The sequence below is a fragment of the Vreelandella profundi genome (assembly GCF_019722725.1).
GTDB lineage: Bacteria > Pseudomonadota > Gammaproteobacteria > Pseudomonadales > Halomonadaceae > Vreelandella > Vreelandella profundi.
Genome location: NZ_CP077941.1, coordinates 737367 through 761148, shown reverse-complemented (window position 1 = coordinate 761148; position 23782 = coordinate 737367). Strand labels below are relative to the sequence as shown.

Below are 23782 nucleotides of genomic sequence, written 5' to 3'. Positions count from 1 at the left end.
TTACCTGTAAACTAGCCTGATGGCATGATTCCCATTCATAACGGGCAATGCATAAAAAGCGGTGTATAAAAGACGCACCATCGTTACAGCTACACCCACAGCTAGTCGTTAAAATAACCAAGGAGACCCCATGCACTCAGTGAGGGCCCCGTTTACCAAGCACCAGCGCTACATTAGGAATGTTTCATGACAGCCACTTACCGCGACGGGCCGATCATCACCTCGCTGCTGGATACCGACTGGTACAAGATCACCATGATGCAGGGGGTACACCACAAATACCCCAACGCCAGTGTTACCTGGGAATTCCGGTGCCGCAATTCGGAAGATTTGGCACCGTATCTGAGCGAGATTCGCGATCAGATCGATCAGTTAGCCACCCTCAAGCTCAGCGTCGAGGAATCGGCTTATCTCAGCACGATTAACTATCTCACGCCGGACTTTATACGTTTCCTAGAACTGTTTCGTTTCCGTCCCGAGTACGTTGACGTGTTTATGGAAGACCAGGAGCTATGCATCGTCATCGACGGCCCCTGGTCGCACAGCATACTGTTCGAAATCGTGTTATTGGCGATCATCAGCGAAGTACGTAACCGCGTACTTTACCCTGATATCACCATTGAGCAGGCGGTGAACCAGCTGCGCTATAAGCTCGATACGCTGCGTGAAAACTACACGTCCGAACAGCTGGCAGGCCTGAACCTTGCAGACTTTGGCACCCGCCGTCGGCTTTCTCAGCCGGTGCAGGAAGCCATCATCACGGTATTGAACCAGGAGTTCCCGGGCAACTTCGTGGGCACCAGCAATGTCGATCTCGCTAGGCGCCACGGGCTCGCGCCCATGGGCACGATGGCCCACGAATGGGTGATGGCACATCAGCAGCTCGGTAGTCGTCTAGTCGATAGCCAGCGCGCGGCGCTGGAAGCCTGGGTTCAGGAATACCGCGGACATCTTGGTATCGCACTCACCGACACCATCACGCTGGACGCCTTCCTGCGCGATTTCGATCTGTACTTTGCCAAGCTTTTCGATGGACTTCGCCACGATAGCGGCGACCCGCTGCACTTCGCGGAAAAATGCATCCAGCACTATAAAACATTGGGCATCGATCCCCGCAGCAAGACGCTGATTTTTAGCGATTCGCTAACGTTCGATAAGGCGATGGCGCTTAAGACAACATTGGAAGGCAGAATCAAAACAAGCTTTGGCATTGGCACCACGCTTACCTGCGACGTACCCGGCCTAAAACCCATGAACATGGTGATTAAAATGGTTGCCTGCAATGGCCAGCCGGTGGCCAAAATCTCCGATGAGCCCGGCAAGACGTCGTCACGAGACCAGGGCTTCGTCAAATACCTTAAGCGGGTATTTCAGGTAGAGCATTGAGACCAATGAAAAGCCAGGAGCCGGGTCAGATATAGACCCGGCTCCTGGCTTTCAAAGCAGTTACGATGCCGCTCAGTGGGCGGCTATGGCAACGCCAGGCGCGCCCGACTTAATCAGCGCGCTCGCTCGGCTTAATCAAACAGGCTCATCCGCGTCATCACGTTGTCGCGCTTGATACGCCAATGGAACAGCGCCCCCGCGACGTGCAGAACCACTAGCCCCAAAATGATCCAGGCAAGCCATCCATGCCATATAAACAGCTGCTCGGACAGCTGCTCATGACGGCCGATTAACCCGGGTAGCTGCCACGTGAAAAACTCCACTGGAAACCCGCCGCTTGCCGTCGCGGCCCAGCCCACTAACGGCATAATAATAAGTGCCAAATACAACAGGTGATGCACGCTAGTGCTGACGATACGCTCAAATGCGCTCAGCGGCGGTGAATGATCTGGCACCACAAAGGCTAGGCGCGTAATGATGCGCAGCGTCATCAGCAGCAAGATCAACACGCCGAGCGTCTTATGACTGGTGTATAGCAAGTTGGTAAGCGTACTTCCCACCAAGGCGAGGATACGATCAAAGCCTACAAAGCCCAGCGTTAAACCACTGGCCAATGAGAGTAGTACCGCCCCCGCGACTAGCCAGTGCAGCATCCTATGCGGGTAAATATAGTGATCCAGTTCGTGCATGCCATGCTCCTAACCGCCAATTTATTTGCTTATCATTCTAGCCAGTAACGCTCCCTCACGCTGATTAAAGCATTGCGCCACAATCAACGCTAAACGTTACTTACCTTATAGCGCTTCCGTAGACACGGCTAGCTGCTCACGAATCAACTCTGCTAAACGGCGCGCCGGCTCTGAAGGGCGATGCGGCGCGCGGTGAAGCGCCAGCTCAATCATCGGTAGCGCGGGCAGCCCGCTACTTTCATCCAAAGGTCGCAAAGATGGCGTCAGCATACTGCGTGTGACTACCACCACCGCAAGCCCCGCGGTCACGATAGGCGCTAACCCGGTCATTGACTGGCTGGTATAGGCAACCCGCCAGCTGCGACCCGCGGCCTGCAGCGCCTGCTCGGCCACTTCACGAAACACATCAGCGCCGGGGGAATAGAGCGCCAGCGGCAGCGGGTCACTAAGCAACGGCTGTTGATTGATGCCTACCGCCCACATCAACGGCTCGCGGCGGATGACATCACCACCGGGGGAGTTGCGCTGGCGAGTCACTAACGCCAAATCCAATGCTTTGGCCTTAACTTGCTCAACGAGCAGTGCGCTAGTGCCGCAAATAACCCTTAAACCAACCGCCGGATAAAGCTGATGGAAGTAAGCAAACACGGAGGGCAATAACGACGCGTAATCTTCGGGAATCCCCAAGGTAAGATCACCGGTGACTTGGCGCGCCTGCATATCGCTCCACGCTTCGTCGTTAAGCGCCAACAGGCGGCGCGCGTGACTAAGCAGGCGCTCTCCTTCCGAGGTAAAGCGTATTCGTCGCCCTTCTCGCTCATGCAGCGTAAGCGCTAGCTGCGCTTCTAATCGCTGTAGCTGCATGCTGACCGTCGACTGAGTGTAATCCAAACGCTTAGCCGCCGCGGTCACGCTGCCGGTATCAGAAATGGCAACCAGCGTACGCAGTAAAGTGAGATCCAACGTCGGTGCACGCATATATCATAAACCTTGATGAATACTATCAATAAAGATTGATATTGTGATGTATTGGCAATGAGTATGCTGCTCTGCACATGCTTAAATCAAGGAGATCGCACATGCATCCCGTTCACTCCCCCGTCATATTTCCACGCTGGTACAGCATTGGCGCGGCGCTGGTGGCCGTGATGCTTTGGAGTGCGGCACCGCTACTGGCTGAATTCGCCAAAACCACGCCACCCCTGCAGCTAACGGCACTAACGCTACTGGCTGGGGCGCTAGCAACGCTCCCCTTAAGCCGCCGCGTCAACGTCGCCGCCAGCGGCTTGGGCTGGCAGTGCAGCGTGTGGGTAGGCGTTCCGCTGCTTATTTTCGGCGCCGTGAGCACGTACTTTATTGGCATGCGTTTAGCGCCCGCCGCTGAAGCGGCGCTGATTACCTATACTTGGCCCGTGCTGTTTGTTCTGCTAACCCAATGGAGTCGCTTTGGTCGCTTACGCTTAGCCGGCGTTTTAGGCGCACTGATTGCGTTTTCAGGCGCGGCGCTGCTGCTCGTACCCCAAGCGATCAGTGGCGGCCTAGGTGGCGCGACCACTGGCTACGCACTGGCACTTTTAGCAGCCTTTTGCTGGGCTATTTACTCGTGGTTGACTCAAGCGGCGCCGGTAGCAATCACGCCGCTATTACCCGGGCTGCTGCTTGTTGCTAGCGCTATCGCTGCGGGCGCTAGCCTGCTATTGGAAGGACACCTTACGCTGCCCAGTGGAGAAGCACTTTTGGCAGGTATCGCGCTGGGGCTAGGCCCGTACGGGGTAGCGATGGTGGCTTGGGATAAAGCCCTTCGCTGGGGGCACACCAGTTTGGTGGGCAGCCTTGCTTACGGCGTACCCATTTTAGCCGCCCTGCTTCTGGTCTTGGCGGGGATGAGCGTTCTTGACTGGCGCCTGCCCGCGGCGGCGGTGCTGGTCGTCACTGGCTGTATCAAAGCGGGCCGCTAGGCGCTATGTTCCCAAACAAATGCAAACGCCCTTGTCGCTATGAGCGGCAGGGGCGTTATTGACTGCGTCAAAAGCGTGGGAAATTACATATCCGGCGCAATATCCGTGGCTTCAGTCTCAACGTTCAGCTCAAACATACCGCTGCCAGCGGTGCTGAATCCGCGTGCGCTTACCGTGTAGGTTCCCGGTAGCAGCTGCTCGCGCAACTGCGAATCGGTGCCGCCTGCACCATCATCGTCACTTACAGAAACGCCTGGGCCGTTAATTTCCAAGAAGGTATCAAAGTCTGAAGAACGCATAGCAATCGTCACTAGCGAGCTTTCCTCAAGCGTGAGCTCATACGTAAGCGGCTCACCGCTGTACCAGCCATTTAACGTATCGCCAGACGTGAGCGCGCCTTCGTTTTGCAACTCAACGTCATCGGGCAGTTCACGCGGCTCAACGGCAAGCGTGAATAGACCGCTGGTGGAACCATAGGCCGTACGTGCCGTTAGCTGATAGGTGCCGGGTGCTAAAAAGTCAGCAATCTGCGCATCCAAATTGCCTGCGCTATCGTCATCTTCACGGTAGTAGCCATTGGGACCTTCTAACACCAGGTAGGAATCAACTTCGCTGGAGCTCATCTCAATTTGGTACATACCGGCTTCTTCGATCTCTAACTCATAGCCAAGATCTTGTCCGCTGTACCAACCATTAAAGGATTCATTGGGCGCAATAGGACCATCATTGCGCAGCTCGCCATCGCCAGGCAGCTCACGTGGCTCTGCCGTTAGCGAGAATAAGCCATTGCCGTCCCCATAGGCCGTACGTGCTCGCAGCGTGTAATCACCCGGGGCTAGAAAATCCGAAATGCGTGCGTTTAATTCACCAGCGCTATCGTCATCCTCGCGCAGATAGCCGTTGGGGCCTTCCAACACTAGGTAGGCATCGAAGTCATCGGCACGCATCTCTATTTGATACATGCCTGCTTCTGCAATCGTCAGGGTAAATTCACGGGCTTCGTTATTGAGCCAGCTATCGATAGGCGCATCAACGGTTAGCGTATCGGAATCACTTAGCTCGATAGTACGGCCATTGACGCTAAACGGGCCGTAACTTTGCGCATCAGCACCGCTCACCACCACCACATAATCACCGCTCTCTTCAACACGCTGGCGTACCGTTGGCGCGCTTTCAAGCAGCTGCAACTGATCATCATACAGAGCCACTACGCCCTGCAATGCGCCACGCAGCGAAATTTCGACTAAATCTTCTGCTTCCAACGTCATGGCGTAGCGTAAAAAACGGCTGCCATCTTTACCGTTGAGCTCGCTAGCCGACGTTATTTCACCATTCATACGCTCGTTGAGTGTAAATTTTTCCAATCCGGCAATAGCCGCAGAAGGCTGCTCGCCCGCCCCATCAACAGTCTCGATAACCGACTCGTCACTTGACTGCCCCTGTAAAGGAATAACTTGAGCGGCCAAAAAGCCAACGACAACGCCGCCAACCGCTACAAGTACAAAACCCAAGGAAGAAGATTTAGCCATAAATGGTGTCCAATTAAGTCGCAATGACAATGATTAATTAATGCATCAATCGTAAGTATAAGGTGCTTACGCTATTCAAGTGAGCGTTTCATAAAAAACACTGTATTTCACTCACGCTATTATTGACACAATCCCTGCACAATTCGCTAAGTCGCTGAAATTCAAGGTCGCATAACAAAAGAATAAAAATCTTGAATATGAACCTAATTGCACCGATCTTCTTAAAGCTTGCTGAGCTTAAACGACACGGGTACTATCGTTGGGCCTATAAGGCACCTCATCAAGAGTGCGGGATTCGTGACACGCAAAACTGAGGTACTCCCATGGGAGCCCGAAAAAGACTAATCCGAACGATTTGCTTGGCAGCGATTGTATCATGTAGCGCTGCCAATAGTGCCTTTGCACATGAAACAGAAATACAGGAAGGTGTCGCCTCGTTTTACAGCGATCGCTTTCAGGGAGCCACCACCGCCAGTGGGGAACCCTTTGACCAACAGGCACTTACTGCGGCTCATCCGAGCCTGCCTTTCGGAACGAAAGTACTGGTGACACGCCCGGATACAGGGCAAGAAGTAGAAGTGTTGATCAATGACCGTGGCCCCTTTGTGCAAGGGCGAATCATTGATTTATCTAAACGCGCGGCGGTTAAGCTTGGCATGCTCCGACGCGGTACGGCACCGGTGATGGTAACGCTGTTGGATTAACGGATAACACATTCTTGGTTGGTGTGTGATACCCCTTAGCCTAATCAATGCGACAGCACACGCAGTATCGTAACAGCAGCATATATACAGGGCGACCAGCAATGGATCGCCCTGTTTCTTTTGCGTTTTCTGTTTCTAAGCGCCAATTAACATACATTGACGAACTTGCCAGCAGGCTAATGGTCTCTATGCTACAAGGAGCACAGCACGCGTCATTTAACGCGCGTGATGCTCATCATGTAACGCATTCGCAGGAGACATTTATGCAGTCGCGCTTTTACACGCTTACCGCTTATCCCAACGGCCTGCCCGACCGCTCTCTGTTCGCGCTTGAGACGCAAACGCTGCCTGATCTTGCCCAAGGCGAAGTGCGTATTCGCAACCACTGGTTGTCTGTTGATCCCTACATGCGTGGTCGCATGAGCGGTGTGCGCACCTATGTCGAACCGTTTGAAATTGGCAAACCGATGGAAGGCGGTGCGATTGGCGAGGTTATCGAGTCCAACGATTCACACCTTAAGGTCGGTGATAAAGTCAGTCACATGGGCGGCTGGCGTGATATTGCCCAACTTCCCGCAGAAGGGCTAACGCCTTTACCGGAAAATGACGTGCCTGAACAGGCATATCTGGGCGTGCTGGGAATGCCAGGCATGACCGCCTGGACCGGCCTCAACCTAATTGCCGAATGCAAGCCGGGCGACAACGTTTTAGTGAGCGCGGCAAGTGGTGCGGTTGGCTCGCTGGCCGTTCAGCTGGCGAAAGCAAAGGGCTGCCATGTCGTTGGCATTGCGGGCGCGGCTCATAAGCTCGCATGGCTTGAATCATTAGGCGTCGAGCCTGTCAGCTATCAAAACCGAACCGCGCAAGAATTAAGCGATGCTATTAAGCTTGCCTGCCCTAACGGCATCGACGTGTATTACGAAAACGTTGGCGGCATCTGCCTTGAAGCAGCGCTCAGCCAGCTAAATGAAGGTGCGCGCATCGCCGTTTGCGGCATGATCGATAGCTATAACGCTGAAGCGCCAGCGCCCGGCCCCAGCAACCTTTCTCAACTGCTGATACGTAAAGCGAAGATGCAGGGCTTCATCGTTTCTGATCACTGGTCAAGCTACCCCTATTTCCTAAACGAAGTGACTCCCCAGGTAGAAGCAGGCAAGCTGGTGTACAAAGAAACCATCAAAGAAGGCTTGGAGAGTACGCCTGATGCCTTCCTTGCGCTGTTTGAGGGTGGCAACACCGGAAAAATGCTGGTTAAGCTATAGCGCTCTCACCTCCTCTCTAACCGCTACCGCAACGGCTGCTTTGTTGCGGTAGCGTGCTCGCCTCAGAAAAAATCTCAAACCGTTAGACCAATAGCGGCTTGATTATTAAAATAACCACTGAAAAGGTGTGTTTTAACCCATCGGCGCTGTCGATGGGTTAAAGCGCGTTGTTGGCATGTTGTCTGGCTAGCTGAATCAGGCAACGTTAGTACGTTTTCATAAGGGGACATCTCATGAAAGAAAGCACGCGTGACCACTGCAAATGGCCGGCTATCATAGCTGGCCTTGTTTTGTTGATAGTGGGCTTGGTGCTCGCCGTTGGCGGCGGAAAGCTATTCAGCCTGGGCGGCAGCGCCTACTATTTAATCGCCGGATTGAGCATTATCGCGTGCGGCATTTTATTCATCTTGCGCCGAGGCGCCGCCCTCTGGCTCTACGCGCTAATACTTTTAGCCACCTTAGGCTGGGCACTTTGGGAAGTGGGCCTCGACTGGTGGCAGCTGGTTCCTCGGGTCGCTATCCTCTGCTTAATAGGCATTTTGCTACTGCTCCCCTGGTGGCGTAAGCCTCTCCATTCACGTGGCGGCAGCTTGGCACTTATAGGCAGCATTAGCGCGGCGGTGATCGTGGCTATCGCCAGTCAGTTCAGCGACCCCGGCACGCTCAAAGGCACCCTAGCAACAAATAGCGCGTCCAATGCCGACAGCGTTAATCCCGCCCAAATGGCTGGTGACGACTGGTCTGCTTACGGCGGCACCAATGCAGGCACTCACTATTCCTCGCTTAATCAGATCACGCCTGACAACATTGGCGAGCTTGAAGAGATGTGGCGCATTCAAACTGGCGACCAGGCGGGCTCTAATGCGCCCCCCGAAATTACCAATCAGAATACGCCGCTAAAAGTGAACGACAGCCTGTATATCTGCACCTCGCACAGCCGTGCCATGGCGCTTTCTCCTGAAACGGGCGAAACACTCTGGGAGTTCGACCCGGAAATCCGCACGCAGGGGGCAGATGACTTCTCCAGCTGGGCGCACATGACCTGCCGCGGCCTCGCCTACTACGATGCAGCCAGCTACTCTTCTGCCGCCACGCCTAACGAAGACGCCACTAGCGTAGAGGCAGATAGCGCCTCGACAAGCGACACGGCAATGTCTTTTGATATCTTCGATAACAGCGATATTTTCAGTCTAGACCTTTCTTTTCTGTCGCTGCTGTTTGGCGTTACAGAAGATAGCACTACGCCCGCAATGCTGAGCGCCACGGACGTCATGTGCCCACGCAGGCTTTATCTGCCAACGGCGGATGCTCGCTTGATCGCCTTGAATGCCGATACCGGCGAACGCTGTGCTAACTTTGGCGATAACGGCGAAATTGATCTAACTAACAATATTGGCGATTTCGCACCGGGCGGCTACTACTCAACCTCTCCTGCCACGGTGACCGAGAACCTGATAATTATGGGCGGTCATGTCACCGACAATAGCTCCACCGATGAGCCATCTGGGGTCATTCGTGCCTTTGATGTGCACACTGGCGAGCTGGTATGGAACTGGGATAGCGGCAATCCTGGCAATACCGACCCCCTGCCTGAAGGCGAAACCTACACCCGCAACTCGCCCAACGTATGGGCGCCGATCAGCGTTGACGAACAGCTTGGCATGGTTTACCTACCCATGGGCAACGCTACCCCGGATCAGTATGGCGCTGACCGTACAGAAAATGACGAAATCTATAGCGCGAGCTTAGTGGCACTCAATCTGGACGACGGCCAAGTTGAATGGGTTTACCAGTTTGTACACCATGACCTATGGGATATGGACACACCCGCCCAGCCGGTGCTGATAGATTTAGCCACCAACGACGGCACACAGCCTGCGGTAATCCAGCCAACCAAGCAGGGCAGTCTGTATATATTAAATCGCCAAACCGGCGAGCCGATTGTTCCCATCGAAGAAGTGCCTGTGCCTCAAGGCGCCGTAGAAGGCGACTGGACCGCTGAAACCCAGACCCAATCGGCGCTAAACCTACTACCGCCGCTACTGACTGAGCGGGATATGTGGGGCGCGTCACCGTTTGATCAAATGATGTGCCGCATTCAATTCAACTCACTACGCTATGAAGGCCAATACACTCCGCCTTCGCTAGAAGGCAGCATCATCTATCCAGGCAATGTGGGTGTGATGAATTGGGGCGGGGTTGCGGTTGACCCCGAGCGCCAAGCACTGTTCACCGGGGCTAAATACCTAGCGTTTGTGTCCACGCTGATTCCTCGTGACGAAGTGGAGGAAGGCCAAGGTTCTGCCAGCGAACAGGGCTTACAGGCTAATGAAGGCGCGCCCTATGCGGTTGAACTCGGCCCACTGCTTTCCGTACTAGGCCTGCCTTGCCAAGCACCCTCCTGGGGCAACGTGGCTGGGATTGATCTACAAAGCGCAGAGGTCGTTTGGCAGCATCGCAATGGCTCGACGCGCGACAGCATGCCGTTCGGCCTACCGATTGGCTTGAACGTGGGAGTGCCTGCGCTTGGCGGCCCATTAACTACGGCGGGCGGCGTCTCGTTCTTGAGCGGTACGCTGGATCAGTACCTGCGCGGTTACGATATCACCACTGGCGAAGAGCTATATAAAGCGCGTCTGCCGGCCGGCGGCCAGGCCACTCCAATGACCTATACCGGCGCAGATGGCCGTCAGTATGTAGTCGTCACAGCGGGCGGCCATGGCACCTTTGGTACAAAAATGGGTGATTACGTGATTGGCTACGCGCTACCGGAATAGCAAACGAAGCAAACCGTTTGCTATTCTCAGCTACGCTATTTTTTAGCGACTTGCATTGGCAACGACAAACATAACGGGCGGCCTCAGGGCCGCCCGTTATGTTCATGGGAAGTGATGAGAATAAGTGCCCGGGCCATTCTCAGCGCAGCGCTTAATGCCTAAATTGCAGGGTTAGAACCTTACTTCCACTCCGCCATATACACTGCGTCCTGGGGCTGGCTCGTAAAAGCGTCCAAAGGTGCCGTTCAAGCGCACGTTAGCGTAATGCTCCTCATCAAGCAGATTACGTATGCCAACGTAAGCGTTCAGTCGAGTGTCGCTTCCCAGCGCCCAGCCGTCCCCCACGCGCAAATTGACCAGCCAGTAGCTATCGACCTCGGTTGCGTTAGCGTTGTCTGCAACCATATCGCCCACATACTGGGTTTCAAGCGTTGCAAAGCGTTCATCAAGGCCTTGCCAGCTTAGCTGATTGACCCATGTTTGCTCGGGCAAACCGGGAATACGATTACCATCAAAGCGCTCTGTCGGCGTTGCAAAGTCATCAAACTCGTAGCGCGCCAACGTTAAGGCGCTGTCCAATCGCCACTGGCTGGCTAGCTGCCAACCTAGCGCCAGCTCAATCCCATCACGGTCAGTATCGCCCGCGTTTTGGTAGAAGGTGCGAGCGCCTTCGTCATACGGCACTAACTCATCTCGCACGCGCACCGAAAACAGTGCCAAGTCGTAATCCATCGCCAGCGGCTCAACGTAACCGCGCAGGCCTACCTCACGATTCCAAGCCTTTTGCGGCGATATTGAGGGGTTGAAACCGCCACCCGATGGGTTAGCAAACTCAGAGAAGGTGGGCGTCTCAAAGGCGGTGCCGGTATTCACATACGCCTGATGCTGTGGGCGATAGCGGTAGCTCAGCCCTGCCGAGCCACTCCATTCGGTGAAAGTTTGCTCACCGCTTTGATCGCCATCGTCCTGATAGCGGTCGTCCACGTCTAATGCTACTCGGTCAAAGCGCGCACCGAGCGAGAGCGTCACCTGCTCGGACAGCGACAAATCCCCCTGAGCAAATACGCCGGCTGAGGTCGCCGTTTGGGTCTCTTCCGCCAACTGCTCGCCCACCACGCCCTGGGCGTTTACATCATTACGAAAGCGCTCATCGTTTTGACGCGCCACATCAACACCGGTGATATAGCTTAGCGGCAGGCTGCCCACGTTAATCTCATGGTGATACTCAGCGCTCGCCCCCAGATAATCACGCTGATAGCCCAACCGGCTACTGCCCACGAACGGCAGCTGCTGCTCAAAATCGCGCTGCGCAACAAAGCCCTTTACGTAGAGCTCGCCAGGGCCTGCGGACAAATCTTCGTACTGCAAGCCAAGCAGCTGCTGATCAACGTTTTGCCGAGCATCTAATGCTAAGGAGTTTGGTGCGGCCTGATCACGCCCGTTCGCGACTTCTCGTGCATTTAGCGCACCAGGATCTTCGGAGCGCGGGTTTTCAAGCAAATTGATAATGGCCGTTATCGCCCTTCCGCTGCCTAACTCGCGGCGCAGCTTGGCATTCAGCAAATACTTTTCAGTCGAGCTCTGATCACGGTAGCCATCAACATTGAGCGCCGAAAGGCTTACATGATGCGACCAGTCACCTTGGGAGCCGCCGGTTTGCAGCGATGTTTTTCGATAGCCGTCGCTTCCCACCTCCGCGCGCAGGCGCGTTCCTGGGTTATCGCGACCGTCGGCGGTAGTCACCGCGATCACTCCGCCAGCCGCGTTGCCGTAAAGCACCGAAGAGGGCCCGCGGATGACCTCAATACGCTCAGCGCTGTCTAAATCAATAGCATCAAGCTGTGCTTGACCATCCGGCAGCGTGTAGGGAATGCCATCGACCATCACGGTAATGCCGCGCACGCCAAACGGCGCGCGTGCGCCAAAACCTCGAATTGAGATTCGCTGGCCTTGGGCAAAGTTATCGCGGTTCTGCACAAACACGCCCGGCACGCGCACTAACGCCTCATCTAGCCGAGTACGCTGCTGCCCCTGGGCAATGGCGTCGCGGTCAAGCGTTGAAACAGCGACAGGCGTTGCGTAAAGCTCGCGCGCCAGGCGCGGCGCGGTGACCTCTAGCGTATCCATCGCGCTGGAAGTCGCTTGCATATTTTGGCCCCAGCTTTGGCTAGCCGTCAGACAGCTTAATAAACAAAAAGACGTGGTCGCTACTCTTCTCAACACGGGGCCCCTCCCAGATACCTCAACGTGAAAATGCATGGCAGGATTGAACGATTTCCTGACCTGGCTAGTCTCTAGAAGTTAATTGAGGCATAGATAAATTGTTTGGTAATGCTTAAACTTGTACAGGCTACACCCCTGAAAGCAAAGGAGGCTTCATGGCGCTTACAGCAACAGATCCAATCAAAATGATTTTTGCGGTTCTATTTCCGCCACTCGGCGTATTTCTTGAAGTCGGATTTAAAGGACATTTCTGGCTGAACATTATTTTAACGCTATTTGGTTTTATACCCGGCATCATCCATGCGTTTTATGTGATATTAAAGCACTAGCATTTAGTTCTCACTGCTTGATGAATGCAACGCCGCCTAAGATCACACTTAGGCGGCTTTTTTATGCCTAATCAACGTGGCCATGGAGGCGCCTATGCCAGGCGTGAATGCATTCGTCACGGGACTACAGTACAAGCGTTTTTACGCTACCCTTTTGCAACCTCTGACGCTTCTTCTACAGGCGTCTCACTGAGCTGCTCGCCTTCGCTACGTGCGATCACCGATGTGCCGACTAAATCGCCGGTCACGTTCAAGGCCGTGGCGCCCATTCCCACCAGTGCATCAATAGCGGCGAGCAACGCAACGGTTTCAATCGGCAGTCCGACTTGGGCAAACACGGTGGCAATCATAATGATACCGGCGCCCGGCACCCCGGCAGTACCCACCGAGACCAGCGTGCCAATCAGTACAATCTGGACCATGCTGATGAAATCCAACGGCGCGCCAATCACGTTGGCGGCAAAGACTGCCGAGATAGCGATACGAATGGCCGCCCCATCCATATTCAACGTAGCCCCGAGCGGCAGGCTGAAGCCATAAATACTCTTGGAAATTCCTAAGCGGCGGGCCGCGTTGACCGTTAACGGCAGCGTGCCAGAGCTACTTTGAGTGGCAAACGCCGTGAGCATGGGCGTGCGTGCCTCACGGAAAAAGGTGCGTAGTTTCACACCAAACAAACGCATGATGCCGCAATAAAGCAGCACATGCATGCCCAGCGCGATATACAGCACAACCACCATATCGCCCAACGATAGCAGCGTTTCCAGGCCTTGACGGCTCACCGTTTCGGCGACAATCGCAAAGACGCCGATGGGCACATAGTGCAGCACGCCTGACATCACTTTTAGCGTGACATCGTTTAGCGCTTCAATCACTTCGTACAGCCGCTCGCCCATCGCGTGCTGGCGCGGTGACTGGCGCATTTTTAGCAGCGCAATACCAAACACCAGTGCCGTAAAAATAATGCCCAGCATATTAAGCTCGGCAAAAGCACCGATAATATTATCCGGCACGATGTTAAGCAGCGCATCGACAACGCCTGGGTTTTCAGGCACCGAAAAGCTGGCTTCGTCGTTAAGCGTCATACCGCTACCCGGGCTAAACAGCGTAGCAACGGTTAAGCCCACCATGATAGCCAGCGCTGAAGACGCCAGATAATAGCCAAAGACCTTTCCGCCGATACGTCCTGCGCTGCCCTCACGCGACTGGTTAACCCCCACCATTAGCGTAAACAGCACGATGGGCACAATCAGAAAGGTAAGTAGCCGCAGCAATAAATCCCCCAGCGGCGCCAGCCAAACGGCCACTGACTCACCGCCAACAAGCCCGACTAACACACCCAACACCAGCGCGATGGTGACGCGTAAAATCAACGACGCGTTCAAATAGGCTTTCCATATGCGTGTCATTTGAGTCCCTAAAGTTTGGATACGTTGGTGGGCCTACTTTACTAAGCCTGCGCACCACTTTCTTTATTAGTGTGGCACAGCAATATCAACAAGGTGAGTAGGCGACAATGCAAAATACTGACGGCTGCACGTATAATTAACGCGGCATGATCCATATTAATAACGAAAAGGAGTTTGTACATGCGTTTCCCAACCATCTGCTTAGCGGCAACGGCACTGGCGTTTTTGATGAGCGGCTGTGCACAGCATCAGGCCGCGAGCAGTCCAGACGCATTGGCTGAAATTCGTTATCAGGTAGGTCCTTGTTACGGCACCTGCCCCGTTTATAGCGTAGCGGTTGAGGCAGATGGCACCACGCGCTTTACGGGCGAGCGCCATACGGCCATTGAAGGTGAACGTACGCAGGCGGGCGATTCTGCGATGTTTAATGCACTACAAAAACGCCTAGCGCCGTGGCAGCCAGACATGGGAGCCACGCAACAAACGCTTGATTGTGAACTCCGAGCCACGGACCTGCCTCAATATACCGTGACTTGGATTAACGGCGAAGGCCAAGAAGCGGTGCTTGAACACGATACGGGCTGTCACTCTGACCGTGGCCGTGAGCTGACCAACACCCTCAGAAGCCTCAATAAAGAGCTGAACATTGAGCAGTGGGTGCAGCAGTAAACGTCCCGCCAGCCATGATGACAAGCATGCAAAATCGTCACCGAGGAGTACTCATGCACACGATTAATCCCCGCAAGCTACACCACAGCAAATGGACAGCGGTGCAGCCAAGCAACAAAGAGAAACACTTCTTGGTGACCCAACTGCTGCGTGATGAAAACGACAACGTCGTGGATGTCGTGATTGAAGCCATCCACTCGCATCGCGAAGTCATTGTGCCTTGGCAACGTTTAAAAGATGCAAGCGTATGGAAAATGGGTTGGCAGTAATGAATCTGGCCCAGTTACAGAGGCAAAAAGGCAAGAAAGGCGTTGACACATCTGAATATTAATGACACTGTGTCGCCAGTTGGTTAGCAAGCAGCATGGTTTCAGAAGTGTACGAAAAAGATTCAGAAGTGTACGAGATTGATATGTACGAAATCTTTCGGCAAGCCTGTAATTGTATTCCTTGTTTTATCCGCTATTAATCTGGGTGATACCAGGAACTTTATTAAGCGCTTTGCGCGAAAGGATTTTTACTATGTCTACTGGCACAGTTAAGTGGTTCAACGATACTAAAGGCTTCGGTTTTATTGCTCCTTCTGACGGCGGCGATGACCTGTTCGCTCATTTCTCTGAAATTCAGTCAGACGGCTTCAAAACCCTGCAAGAAGGCGCTAACGTTTCTTTTGACGTTACCCAGGGTAAGAAAGGCCTTCAGGCTTCAAACATCAAGCAAATCTCCTAAGCCTACGTTTTTTAAAACATATTTTAAAACATAGACTTTTGAGTTTGCTCGAACCTTTCGAGGTTCGAATAACAAGGCCCGCTTATGCGGGCCTTGTTGCGTCTGCTCGTTAACAATTACGCCTGAGCCCTACTCACTTCGCAGCCACTGCACTAGACGCACCTCTACCGTGATCGCTAGCGTTTCAAGTGCCGCAGCGCGCGTACGGCCTTCCGCACTAGCTCGATAAAGATGCGGCGTCATCGCCAGCAGATCCGAAATTTCTTCAGCGCCTTCCAGTGTGAGCGAGTAGCAAAGGCGCTCAGTATGGTGATGTATAAAACCTTCCGGCACCTCTGCCTCACCTGAACGCTCGGGCTTTAAGGTGGGATAGATCACTTCCCGCAGCTCACGTAAATGGCTTGGCCCCGCCTCAACCTGCAACAGCATGCCGCCCGGTTTCAGCACGCGTGCAAATTCATCCATGACGGGAAAGCCAAACATGCACAGCACGCTGTCTAATGTTTGTGATTGCACCGGTAAGTGCGCATTACTGCCAACCACCCATTGGATTTGCGGCGCCTGGCTATGCTCTTGTTGCCTCCCCAGTCGGCTATCTTGCTTTGCCGCGGCCAGCACCGCCCACTTAGAGATATCCAGCCCCATCAGCGCCAGCGGCAACGCATCTTGCGCTGCACCGGCCAACCGGCGCAGGTAGTAACCTTCACCACAGCCTGCATCCAAACAGCTAAACGACGTATCGCGTGTCGGCTGCCGCTCCGTCTGACCCAACACGGCATCGCTCACCGCGTCTGCAATTGGCCGATAGAAACCAGCGTCAAGAAAGCGCTGCCGAGCAGCCACCATCGCTTTACTATCGCCAGGGTCGCTTGAGCGCTTTTGCTGCACCGGAAACAGGTTCACATAGCCCTGCTTGGCGATATCAAAGCTGTGCCCGGCAGTGCAGCGCCAGGCGTTGTTCGCCATTGTTAACGGCTTACCATCCAGCGGGCATGCCAAGGCTTGAAAAGGGACAGTCGTCATAAAGCGGTCAGGCTCATAGCAATATCATCATCTAAAAGGGGCTGGTTAATGAACAAGCTTAACGGCGTGCGTACTCTTTAAACAACACCGATTGCCACTGGCGAACGGCCAGCACAGACGTGGTGCCAAAGCGCTTATGGATAGGCAGGCTACTTTCCCGCTCACACAGGGCATGAAACTCTTTCGCGAGGCGCTGCATCGTCTGCTGCCACTCTTCATTGCCCGCGGGGGACAATAAGCCGTTCAGCACCATTAACTTTTCGCTGTCGCTATCAAAGCGGGAGCGAAAAAATTCGCTGGCTAGATATTGCTGGAAAAAGCACTGGATCGGACCACCCGGGCGCCAGCGAAAATTTGCGGCTACCCGGCGCCTTATCCGGTTACCTGGCAACAAATCAATCAGCTTAAGCCGCTCAAGTTTAACCAGCTGCTGCGTGCATTCCGCCTCGCTCAACTGGTATTGATGATGGATTTCGTTGAAGCTATAGCCATTAATGACGCAAACGGCGACCAGAAACAGCTCACGATCATCGGCAATGCTTTGCTCTTGAGCCTGGGTCAGCTGCTGTAAACACTGCTCATCATTCTGCATGGCCTGCACCAGCTCGGCGAACTCAATATTGAGCTGATCACAAATGCACTCAAGCCGTGCCAGCGTGAAGTGCTGCTCTGCGAACAGGCGCTTAACAGAGGCCTCGCTTAAGGCCAGCCACTGGGCGACATCAGCGTAGGTTTTACCCTGAGCACGAAGCTGGCGTTTCAAGGTCGTAATGAGTGAGCCGGCCTGGGACACAAGCGCCTCCTAGCACCAAAAGTAGCAAATAAAGATACTCTAAAGCCTGCATGCTACAACTTAGCGCATTAGAGTTGCAAAAATATCGTCTCTTGTACACATTGCTACTACTTCTAGGAATGAATAAGGCAACCTATACATGCGAAACGTGCTGCACATGAGGGGCGCCTGGCCCTACTTGATCGCGATCTTTCTCAATGCGTTTGTCGATTTGGGCCACAAGATCGTTATTCAAAACACGATCTTCAAAAGCTATGACGGCACCGCTCAGGTCGTCCTCACGGCGCTGGTCAACGGCTTAATTTTGCTGCCGTTTATTTTACTGTTTAGCCCTGCAGGCCACGTGGCAGATAGCTACCCCAAGGTGCGCGTTTTGCGCGTTTCCGCCTGGGCGGCAGTGGCCGTTTCACTCGGCATCACCGCCGCGTATTATCAGGGGTGGTTCTGGTTAGCGTTCGCGATGACGCTACTGCTGGCCATTCAATCGGCTTTTTACTCCCCGGCCAAATACGGCTTGGTTAGGGGGCTGTTCGGCAAGCCACGCTTGGCGGAAGCCAACGGACTGATTCAGGCGGTCACTATCGGCGCTATTTTAGCGGGCACCGTGGCCTTTACCGCGCTGTTTGAAACCTGGGTGTCGCCTGATGACCAGACGCCAGCGCAGCTGCTACGCCACATTGCACCGCTGGGCTGGCTGCTAGTACTCAATAGCGCTCTCCAAGTGGTCACACTTTATCGCCTGCCATTGGATAACACCCCACGCTCAGAAACACCGCTTACCTGGCAGCGCTACATTAAGGGCCACGCCTTAAAAGATAACCTGCGACTCATCGCGCGTCAGCCCGTCATCCGGCTTTCCATTATCGGCCTGGCTACCTTTTGGTCTGTCGGCCAAGTACTGCTGGCCGCCTTCCCGGCCTATGCCAAAGACGCGCTAAGTATCGATAACACCTTGGTGCTGCAGGGCATTCTCGCTGCCAGCGGTATCGGCATTGCACTGGGATCTATGCTCGCTAGCAAGCTTTCCCGCAACCGCATTGAAACCGGCTTAATCCCGATCGGGGCAATTGGGATCGCAGTAGGGTTATGGTGCCTGCCGCTTTTAACCACACCTGTCAGCCAAGCCGTTAACTTTGTATTTATTGGCATCATGGGTGGGCTGTTTATCGTACCGCTCAATGCGCTGATCCAGTTTCACGCCGCCGACAATGAATTAGGCACCGTGCTGGCCGCCAACAACTGGATTCAAAATATCGCCATGCTGGGCTTTTTGATGCTCACGGCGCTATTCGCACTGGCCGGTGTGGATAGTCACTATCTGCTGCTGCTCATCGCGGCCGTGGCCATGGTCGGCGGTGGTTACACTATCTTCAAGCTACCCCAAAGCCTGGTGCGCCTTCTGCTGAGCTTCCTGCTCACGCGCCGCTATCGCGTGGATGTTCACGGCCTGGAAAACCTACCGGCGCAAGGCGGCGTGTTACTGCTGGGCAACCATATCAGCTGGTTAGATTGGGCCATGGTGCAAATTGCCAGCCCTCGGCCCGTACGTTTTGTCATGCTGAAAAGCATCTACCAGCGCTGGTATCTACGCTGGTTCTTTAAAGCGCTGGGCTGTATTCCTATCGAGCCCGGCGCCGCTGCCGAACAGGCGCTAAGCGATGTGGCCGACCTGCTCAATGCCGGCGAAGTGGTGTGCCTGTTTCCGGAAGGAGCGATTAGTCGCAATGGCCAGCTTGGCGAGTTCCGCCGTGGCTATGAACGCGCCTGTAAAATGGCTAATCCTGACGTCAAAATCGTGCCGTTCTATCTGCGTGGGCTATGGGGCAGCCAGTTCTCACATTCCTCCAGCAAGCTTAAAGAGCTGCGTCATTCCCCGCTGCACCGTTCGGTGGTGGTCGCTTTTGGAAAATCACTGCCCAAGGACACGCCGGCCGATGTACTTAAACGACGCATTTTTGAACAGGCGAGCCACTCCTGGCAGCGGGCCATGGACGAGCTACCCACGCTTGCTAACGCCTGGATTCAAAGCGTTAAGCGCCGCCCAGGCGAGCTTGCTCTGGCCGACACTCTTGGGCGCCCATTCAGTGCCAGCCAAGCGTTAACTGCCAGCATCCTGCTATCTAAACGCATCCGTAAACGCTGCCCTGGGCAAAACGTTGGTTTATTACTGCCTACCAGCAGCGCTGGGGTGATCACCAACATGGCCACCCTGCTAGCGGGAAAAACCGTTGTGAACCTCAATTACACGGCGAACCAAGAGGCGCTGGCGTCCGCTCTCGCCCAGGCAGAGATTACGACGGTGTTCACCTCAAAGCGCTTTGTAGCAACGCTAGCCAAGCGTGGGTTAGCGGTTGACCAGTTACTTGGCCAGCAGCAGGTCGTGTATTTGGAAACCCTACAGGCAACGATTAGCCGCGCCGAGCGTGTCAGCACCTGGCTTGCGGTACGCCTACTGCCCACGTGGCTATTACAGCGCTGCTTTAGCCGTAGCCATGATGCCGATGCAACGGCCGCAATTCTGTTCTCCAGCGGTAGCGAAGGCCAGCCTAAGGGCGTGATATTGAGCCACCTTAACCTCATGGCCAATATCAAACAGACATCTGACGTTCTTAATACACAAAGCAACGACGTTGTGATGGGATCGCTGCCGCTGTTTCATGCCTTTGGCCTCACAGTCACGCAGCTGCTACCGCTCATTGAAGGGTTGCCGCTAGTGTGTCACACCGACCCAACCGATGCCCACGGCATTGCCGGCGCGGTTGCTAAGCACAAGGCGACCATTATGTTTGGCACATCCAGCCTTCTGCGCCTGTTCGTACGCAGTCAAAAGGTGCACCCGCTAATGCTGGATAGCTTGAGGGTGATCGTGGCCGGCGCAGAAAAGCTCGATGACAGCGTGCGCACAAGCTTTGCGCTGAAATTCTACAAACCGATTTATGAAGGCTATGGCGCGACGGAGACATCACCAGTTGCCTCGGTCAACTTACCGGATACCCTGGGCGTTCACTACCAGCAGGTGCAGCGCGGTAGCAAGATTGGCAGCGTAGGCATGCCGCTGCCCGGAACGGGATTCAAAGTCGTTGCGCCTGAAAGCTTCGAAGAACTGCCTACTGGCGAAGCCGGTATGATTTTGATCAGCGGCCCGCAGGTCATGCAGGGCTATCTTAACGACGCTAAACGCACCGCTGAGGCGCTCCGCGACATTGATGACCAGCGCTGGTACGTCACGGGGGACAAAGGATTTCTCGACGAAGACGGCTTTTTAACGCTGATCGACCGCTACGCAAGATTTGCCAAAATTGGCGGCGAGATGGTCGCGCTAGGTGCCGTAGAACAAGCCGTTAAAGCCGCACTTGAGGAGCCCGACACCGCGCTGATGGCGGTCAACATCCCGGATAGCCGTAAAGGCGAACGTATTGTGCTGCTATCGGAAACGCCCGTAGATGCCAGCACCGTAAAAACCGCGATGCTCGCTAACGGTACGAAGCCCATGATGGTACCCAGTGACTGGCTTAGCGTAGATGTTCTTCCGCGCCTGGGGTCCGGCAAGCAGGATATCGCGGGCGCCAAGCGCTTGGCGCAGGAAAAATTGGCCGAAAGCGCGAAATAGGCGCTCTAGTCGGCCACCGGTGCCTGCGGGCATTGTTAAAGAGATGAATAAAAGGATTTTTTTCACTGAAACCGCTGACTTTTCTCCATGGTTTCTAATCCGGATATATATTAAATTCATTTTCAATGTTTTGAGGTTATCTTCCCCCCTCAAAAATTCGGATAAATTAAGAAGGAGCGTTTAATGACTAATCCAGCGATTGAAATCTTTAAGAAGCGTCGTAGCCAGTATGTCATCGGCAAAGATATTGCCATCAGCCAAGATGATACAGCGGCATTGATCAAAGAAGCTGTTAAGCAGGCACCCACCTCGTTCAACTCACAAAGCTCGCGTGCGGTTATTCTGTTCAACGAACAGCACGACAAGCTCTGGCAGCTAGTCATGGAAACGCTGCGTAAGATCGTACCTGCTGACTCTTTTGAGCCTACTGAGAAGAAGGTCAACAGCTTTGCTGCTGGTGCTGGCACCGTGCTGTTTTTTGAAGACCAAGAGGTTGTCAAAGGGCTGCAAGAGAAATTCCCGCTCTACGCCGACAACTTCCCTGTTTGGTCAGAGCATGCTACCGGCATCGCCCAGTTTGCCGTATGGACGGCCCTTTCACAGGCCGATATTGGCGCCAGCCTGCAGCACTACAACCCCATTATTGACGATGCCGTATTTGATGCCTGGGATCTGCCGGCTTCTTGGACACTGCGCGCGCAAATGCCCTTCGGTTCTAATGAAGCACCGTTTGGCGAGAAAACGTTCATGGACGATGAGCAACGCTTCCGCGTATTTTCTTAAGTCACGGCTTATGACATGTCCTAAGTAAGCGCTCATAACGAACTTGCTTTCGCCCGCTGCCACTGATTATTCAGCGACAGCGGGCGATGTCTTTTAGAAGCCGATCTTTTCAATAGCGCTTGCGCTGCCTAATCTCGCTCTATTCAGAAGGTTTTACGTCAGCGCTATCCACTGGCGTAGAGCGTTTGCCCGGTTCCCCGCGCGCAATATCGTTATGGCTAATGACCATGACATCGCGTGGCCACCAATCCGGATGGTTATCGCGAATAAAGGCCAGCAGTTTCTCACGCACGTTCATTTCTGCCACCCAGCCTGCTAGCGGGTCGGACGTCATCAGGTAAAAAGTAATGATCTGCGCCGTTGCAGTTTGCCCTGTCACATAGCACAGCAGCTTGTGGTGCTCGATGACATTCTCTTCGTCCTTAGCAAAGGCTAGAAACGTCTGCCTTAAAAGCTCGACGTCAGCGCTTAGGTGCAGCGTCAATTCCAAAAACCGATACATCTTGGTACTTTTTACCGAGAGATTCTCAAACGGTTTAGACACAAAGTAGGTGACCGGCACGATTAGCCGCCGCTCGTCCCATGAGCGCAATCGAATAAACGTATAAAAAATCCCTTCCACATAGCACCACTGCCCTTCAAACATCACCAGATCACCGATCCGAATCGGCTTGGCCAGCGACAGCTGAAAAGAAGACAGAATGTTCCCCAGCATGGCCTGACCAGCAATACCGACCAGCACGGCGAGAACGCTTGCGGAGGCGAGAATAGACAAGCCGAGTGTTTCAAATATCTGAACCTGGCTGAGTACGTAAACCGATACGGCAATGACCGTTATCAGAATGATGACCCGGCGCAACGCGTAAAGGGATGTTAACAGCCGGCGCTCATCGCGAGATTTTGTGTCATCAATCTCACCCACTAAACGCCGCGTCATACGCAGCATAATGGTATCGACCAAGCGCAGTGCAATAGTTGCCGCGCCCCACGCCAGAACGGCGGTTAACACAACGCGGAAGGTACCCATGGCGATAGCGGAGAATGAGACCACGTAGTCCAGCATCATCTGCGTCACCAGCGACATCACGATGAGTGCCATAGGGCTTTTTATTCTGCCCACAAAGATGCTTTTTGCGCCGGAAGGAATCAGTCGCGCCAACAATCCAACAAAGCTATAAATCCCCCATCCCATGAGCGCAACCAATATCAGGAAAATGGGAATGGCGATCCACTCCCAAATCATCAGCACGCCGAGCGATTCCTTAAAGCGTTCCGGAATATGCTCCTCCAGCATGGAAGGACCATATTCTTTATAAAGTAGCGGAATCGACGACACGCTGTCTGACATAATCAGCCAGACGGGATCCTCGTCCCCGGCTCGATAGCGGCCCAATCGTATGTCGTACGCATCACTGCCCACTTTCAGCGACGTTATCTCAAGGTCTCGACGCGGCTGGCCTGCTTGAGGATTAGGTTCCTGCCCGGCCGTATTCTCAATGATCGCATCGCGACGACCAGGAAGGTTGGAAACGTTCAGCAACTCGCCTCGTTTGAGCACTTCAGCCAACTGCTTGGCTAGCTCCGGCCCTTGCTCGCGCTGCTCGGCGGGTGATAAATCGGACAAATTGAGAACATGCGCCGCCGCCGCAAACTCTTCGTTGTCCGTCAGCGCTTGAAAGCTGCGAATTGCCTCGCGTGGGGTGATTAAATTGACCTCCTCCGGAGCTTCCTCCAACCCCGTATTTAGCTCATCAACGGCAAACCACCGATTATCTTCGCTCTCTTCTCCCTGAGTTTGCGCCACACACACGCTGGAAAATAGCAGTGCTGTGATCAGCACCATCCATGCGGGCCATAAGCCGTTTGCTTTCATACATGCCTTTATTAAGTAAGGTGAATCAACTTACCG

Annotated in this window: 19 protein-coding genes; 11 read left to right on the top strand and 8 right to left on the bottom strand. The window is 54.1% G+C overall.

Annotation, left to right across the window (positions count from 1 at the left end):
* Positions 1 to 186: 186 nt before the first annotated feature.
* Positions 187 to 1386 carry a nicotinate phosphoribosyltransferase gene (gene pncB, locus KUO20_RS03555; protein WP_235041535.1) on the top strand — a complete coding sequence of 400 codons (1200 nt, stop codon included), beginning with the start codon at positions 187 to 189 and terminating at the stop codon, positions 1384 to 1386.
* A 131-nt stretch (positions 1387 to 1517) separates the two neighbouring features.
* On the opposite strand, the gene KUO20_RS03550 is transcribed toward pncB, so the two are convergent.
* Both KUO20_RS03550 and KUO20_RS03545 read right to left on the bottom strand, forming a co-directional pair.
* Complete coding sequence (locus KUO20_RS03550) at positions 1518 to 2075, bottom strand: cytochrome b (protein ID WP_235041534.1); 558 nt, start codon at positions 2073 to 2075, stop codon at positions 1518 to 1520.
* 105 nt (positions 2076 to 2180) lie between these two features.
* A complete protein-coding gene (locus KUO20_RS03545) occupies positions 2181 to 3053 on the bottom strand; it encodes a LysR substrate-binding domain-containing protein (RefSeq protein ID WP_235041533.1) in 873 nt (290 codons plus the stop codon).
* A 101-nt stretch (positions 3054 to 3154) separates the two neighbouring features.
* Here KUO20_RS03545 and KUO20_RS03540 point away from each other — a divergent pair, with 101 nt between their 5' ends.
* Positions 3155 to 4033 carry a DMT family transporter gene (locus KUO20_RS03540; RefSeq protein WP_235041532.1) on the top strand — a complete coding sequence of 293 codons (879 nt, stop codon included), beginning with the start codon at positions 3155 to 3157 and terminating at the stop codon, positions 4031 to 4033.
* An 83-nt stretch (positions 4034 to 4116) separates the two neighbouring features.
* On the opposite strand, the gene KUO20_RS03535 is transcribed toward KUO20_RS03540, so the two are convergent.
* Complete coding sequence (locus KUO20_RS03535) at positions 4117 to 5562, bottom strand: hypothetical protein (protein ID WP_235041531.1); 1446 nt, start codon at positions 5560 to 5562, stop codon at positions 4117 to 4119.
* Positions 5563 to 5885: 323 nt separating this feature from the next.
* Here KUO20_RS03535 and KUO20_RS03530 point away from each other — a divergent pair, with 323 nt between their 5' ends.
* From KUO20_RS03530 to KUO20_RS03520, 3 genes are all read left to right on the top strand, one after another.
* Positions 5886 to 6266 carry a septal ring lytic transglycosylase RlpA family protein gene (locus KUO20_RS03530; protein ID WP_235041530.1) on the top strand — a complete coding sequence of 127 codons (381 nt, stop codon included), beginning with the start codon at positions 5886 to 5888 and terminating at the stop codon, positions 6264 to 6266.
* Between the two features lie 263 nt (positions 6267 to 6529).
* A complete protein-coding gene (locus tag KUO20_RS03525) occupies positions 6530 to 7528 on the top strand; it encodes an NADP-dependent oxidoreductase (RefSeq protein WP_235041529.1) in 999 nt (332 codons plus the stop codon).
* Positions 7529 to 7761: 233 nt separating this feature from the next.
* On the top strand, positions 7762 to 10305 hold the full coding sequence (locus tag KUO20_RS03520) for a glucose/quinate/shikimate family membrane-bound PQQ-dependent dehydrogenase (protein ID WP_235041528.1): 2544 nt from the start codon (positions 7762 to 7764) through the stop codon (positions 10303 to 10305).
* Between the two features lie 171 nt (positions 10306 to 10476).
* On the opposite strand, the gene KUO20_RS03515 is transcribed toward KUO20_RS03520, so the two are convergent.
* Positions 10477 to 12453 carry a TonB-dependent receptor family protein gene (locus tag KUO20_RS03515; RefSeq protein ID WP_235041527.1) on the bottom strand — a complete coding sequence of 659 codons (1977 nt, stop codon included), beginning with the start codon at positions 12451 to 12453 and terminating at the stop codon, positions 10477 to 10479.
* 230 nt (positions 12454 to 12683) lie between these two features.
* On the opposite strand from KUO20_RS03515, the gene KUO20_RS03510 reads away from it, so the two are divergent.
* Positions 12684 to 12857, top strand: a complete 174-nt coding sequence (locus KUO20_RS03510) for a YqaE/Pmp3 family membrane protein (protein ID WP_235041526.1) — start codon at positions 12684 to 12686, stop codon at positions 12855 to 12857.
* Between the two features lie 146 nt (positions 12858 to 13003).
* Here KUO20_RS03510 and KUO20_RS03505 read toward each other — a convergent pair whose 3' ends face one another.
* Positions 13004 to 14266: a dicarboxylate/amino acid:cation symporter gene (locus KUO20_RS03505; protein ID WP_235041525.1), complete on the bottom strand. Its 1263-nt coding sequence runs from the start codon at positions 14264 to 14266 to the stop codon at positions 13004 to 13006.
* A gap of 180 nt (positions 14267 to 14446) precedes the next feature.
* On the opposite strand from KUO20_RS03505, the gene KUO20_RS03500 reads away from it, so the two are divergent.
* From KUO20_RS03500 to KUO20_RS03490, 3 genes are all read left to right on the top strand, one after another.
* Positions 14447 to 14935, top strand: coding sequence for a DUF6438 domain-containing protein (locus KUO20_RS03500; protein ID WP_235041524.1), 489 nt, complete (start codon positions 14447 to 14449; stop codon positions 14933 to 14935).
* A gap of 53 nt (positions 14936 to 14988) precedes the next feature.
* A complete protein-coding gene (locus tag KUO20_RS03495; RefSeq protein WP_235041523.1) occupies positions 14989 to 15204 on the top strand; it encodes a TIGR02450 family Trp-rich protein in 216 nt (71 codons plus the stop codon).
* A gap of 253 nt (positions 15205 to 15457) precedes the next feature.
* The gene (locus KUO20_RS03490; RefSeq protein WP_096281871.1) at positions 15458 to 15664 is read left to right on the top strand and encodes a cold-shock protein; all 207 of its coding nucleotides are present in this window, start codon (positions 15458 to 15460) and stop codon (positions 15662 to 15664) included.
* Between the two features lie 129 nt (positions 15665 to 15793).
* Here KUO20_RS03490 and KUO20_RS03485 read toward each other — a convergent pair whose 3' ends face one another.
* Entirely contained in the window at positions 15794 to 16687 is an 894-nt protein-coding gene (locus KUO20_RS03485) for a putative RNA methyltransferase (RefSeq protein WP_235041522.1), read from the bottom strand.
* 58 nt (positions 16688 to 16745) lie between these two features.
* On the bottom strand, positions 16746 to 17480 hold the full coding sequence (locus KUO20_RS03480; protein ID WP_235041521.1) for a helix-turn-helix domain-containing protein: 735 nt from the start codon (positions 17478 to 17480) through the stop codon (positions 16746 to 16748).
* 157 nt (positions 17481 to 17637) lie between these two features.
* On the opposite strand from KUO20_RS03480, the gene KUO20_RS03475 reads away from it, so the two are divergent.
* Entirely contained in the window at positions 17638 to 21090 is a 3453-nt protein-coding gene (locus KUO20_RS03475) for an acyl-[ACP]--phospholipid O-acyltransferase (protein WP_422823102.1), read from the top strand.
* Between the two features lie 183 nt (positions 21091 to 21273).
* Positions 21274 to 21873, top strand: coding sequence for a nitroreductase family protein (locus KUO20_RS03470; RefSeq protein ID WP_235041519.1), 600 nt, complete (start codon positions 21274 to 21276; stop codon positions 21871 to 21873).
* 139 nt (positions 21874 to 22012) lie between these two features.
* Here KUO20_RS03470 and KUO20_RS03465 read toward each other — a convergent pair whose 3' ends face one another.
* Entirely contained in the window at positions 22013 to 23746 is a 1734-nt protein-coding gene (locus KUO20_RS03465) for a mechanosensitive ion channel family protein (protein ID WP_235041518.1), read from the bottom strand.
* Positions 23747 to 23782: the final 36 nt, after the last annotated feature.

What these genes read in the sequence shown, in the direction of transcription:
- pncB (WP_235041535.1), top strand. Translation starts at nt 187, where the DNA reads ATGACAGCCACTTACCGCGACGGGCCGATCATCACCTCGCTGCTGGAT.
- KUO20_RS03550 (WP_235041534.1), bottom strand. Translation starts at nt 2,075, where the DNA reads ATGCACGAACTGGATCACTATATTTACCCGCATAGGATGCTGCACTGG.
- KUO20_RS03545 (WP_235041533.1), bottom strand. Translation starts at nt 3,053, where the DNA reads ATGCGTGCACCGACGTTGGATCTCACTTTACTGCGTACGCTGGTTGCC.
- KUO20_RS03540 (WP_235041532.1), top strand. Translation starts at nt 3,155, where the DNA reads ATGCATCCCGTTCACTCCCCCGTCATATTTCCACGCTGGTACAGCATT.
- KUO20_RS03535 (WP_235041531.1), bottom strand. Translation starts at nt 5,562, where the DNA reads ATGGCTAAATCTTCTTCCTTGGGTTTTGTACTTGTAGCGGTTGGCGGC.
- KUO20_RS03530 (WP_235041530.1), top strand. Translation starts at nt 5,886, where the DNA reads ATGGGAGCCCGAAAAAGACTAATCCGAACGATTTGCTTGGCAGCGATT.
- KUO20_RS03525 (WP_235041529.1), top strand. Translation starts at nt 6,530, where the DNA reads ATGCAGTCGCGCTTTTACACGCTTACCGCTTATCCCAACGGCCTGCCC.
- KUO20_RS03520 (WP_235041528.1), top strand. Translation starts at nt 7,762, where the DNA reads ATGAAAGAAAGCACGCGTGACCACTGCAAATGGCCGGCTATCATAGCT.
- KUO20_RS03515 (WP_235041527.1), bottom strand. Translation starts at nt 12,453, where the DNA reads ATGCAAGCGACTTCCAGCGCGATGGATACGCTAGAGGTCACCGCGCCG.
- KUO20_RS03510 (WP_235041526.1), top strand. Translation starts at nt 12,684, where the DNA reads ATGGCGCTTACAGCAACAGATCCAATCAAAATGATTTTTGCGGTTCTA.
- KUO20_RS03505 (WP_235041525.1), bottom strand. Translation starts at nt 14,266, where the DNA reads ATGACACGCATATGGAAAGCCTATTTGAACGCGTCGTTGATTTTACGC.
- KUO20_RS03500 (WP_235041524.1), top strand. Translation starts at nt 14,447, where the DNA reads ATGCGTTTCCCAACCATCTGCTTAGCGGCAACGGCACTGGCGTTTTTG.
- KUO20_RS03495 (WP_235041523.1), top strand. Translation starts at nt 14,989, where the DNA reads ATGCACACGATTAATCCCCGCAAGCTACACCACAGCAAATGGACAGCG.
- KUO20_RS03490 (WP_096281871.1), top strand. Translation starts at nt 15,458, where the DNA reads ATGTCTACTGGCACAGTTAAGTGGTTCAACGATACTAAAGGCTTCGGT.
- KUO20_RS03485 (WP_235041522.1), bottom strand. Translation starts at nt 16,687, where the DNA reads ATGACGACTGTCCCTTTTCAAGCCTTGGCATGCCCGCTGGATGGTAAG.
- KUO20_RS03475 (WP_422823102.1), top strand. Translation starts at nt 17,638, where the DNA reads ATGAGGGGCGCCTGGCCCTACTTGATCGCGATCTTTCTCAATGCGTTT.
- KUO20_RS03470 (WP_235041519.1), top strand. Translation starts at nt 21,274, where the DNA reads ATGACTAATCCAGCGATTGAAATCTTTAAGAAGCGTCGTAGCCAGTAT.
- KUO20_RS03465 (WP_235041518.1), bottom strand. Translation starts at nt 23,746, where the DNA reads ATGAAAGCAAACGGCTTATGGCCCGCATGGATGGTGCTGATCACAGCA.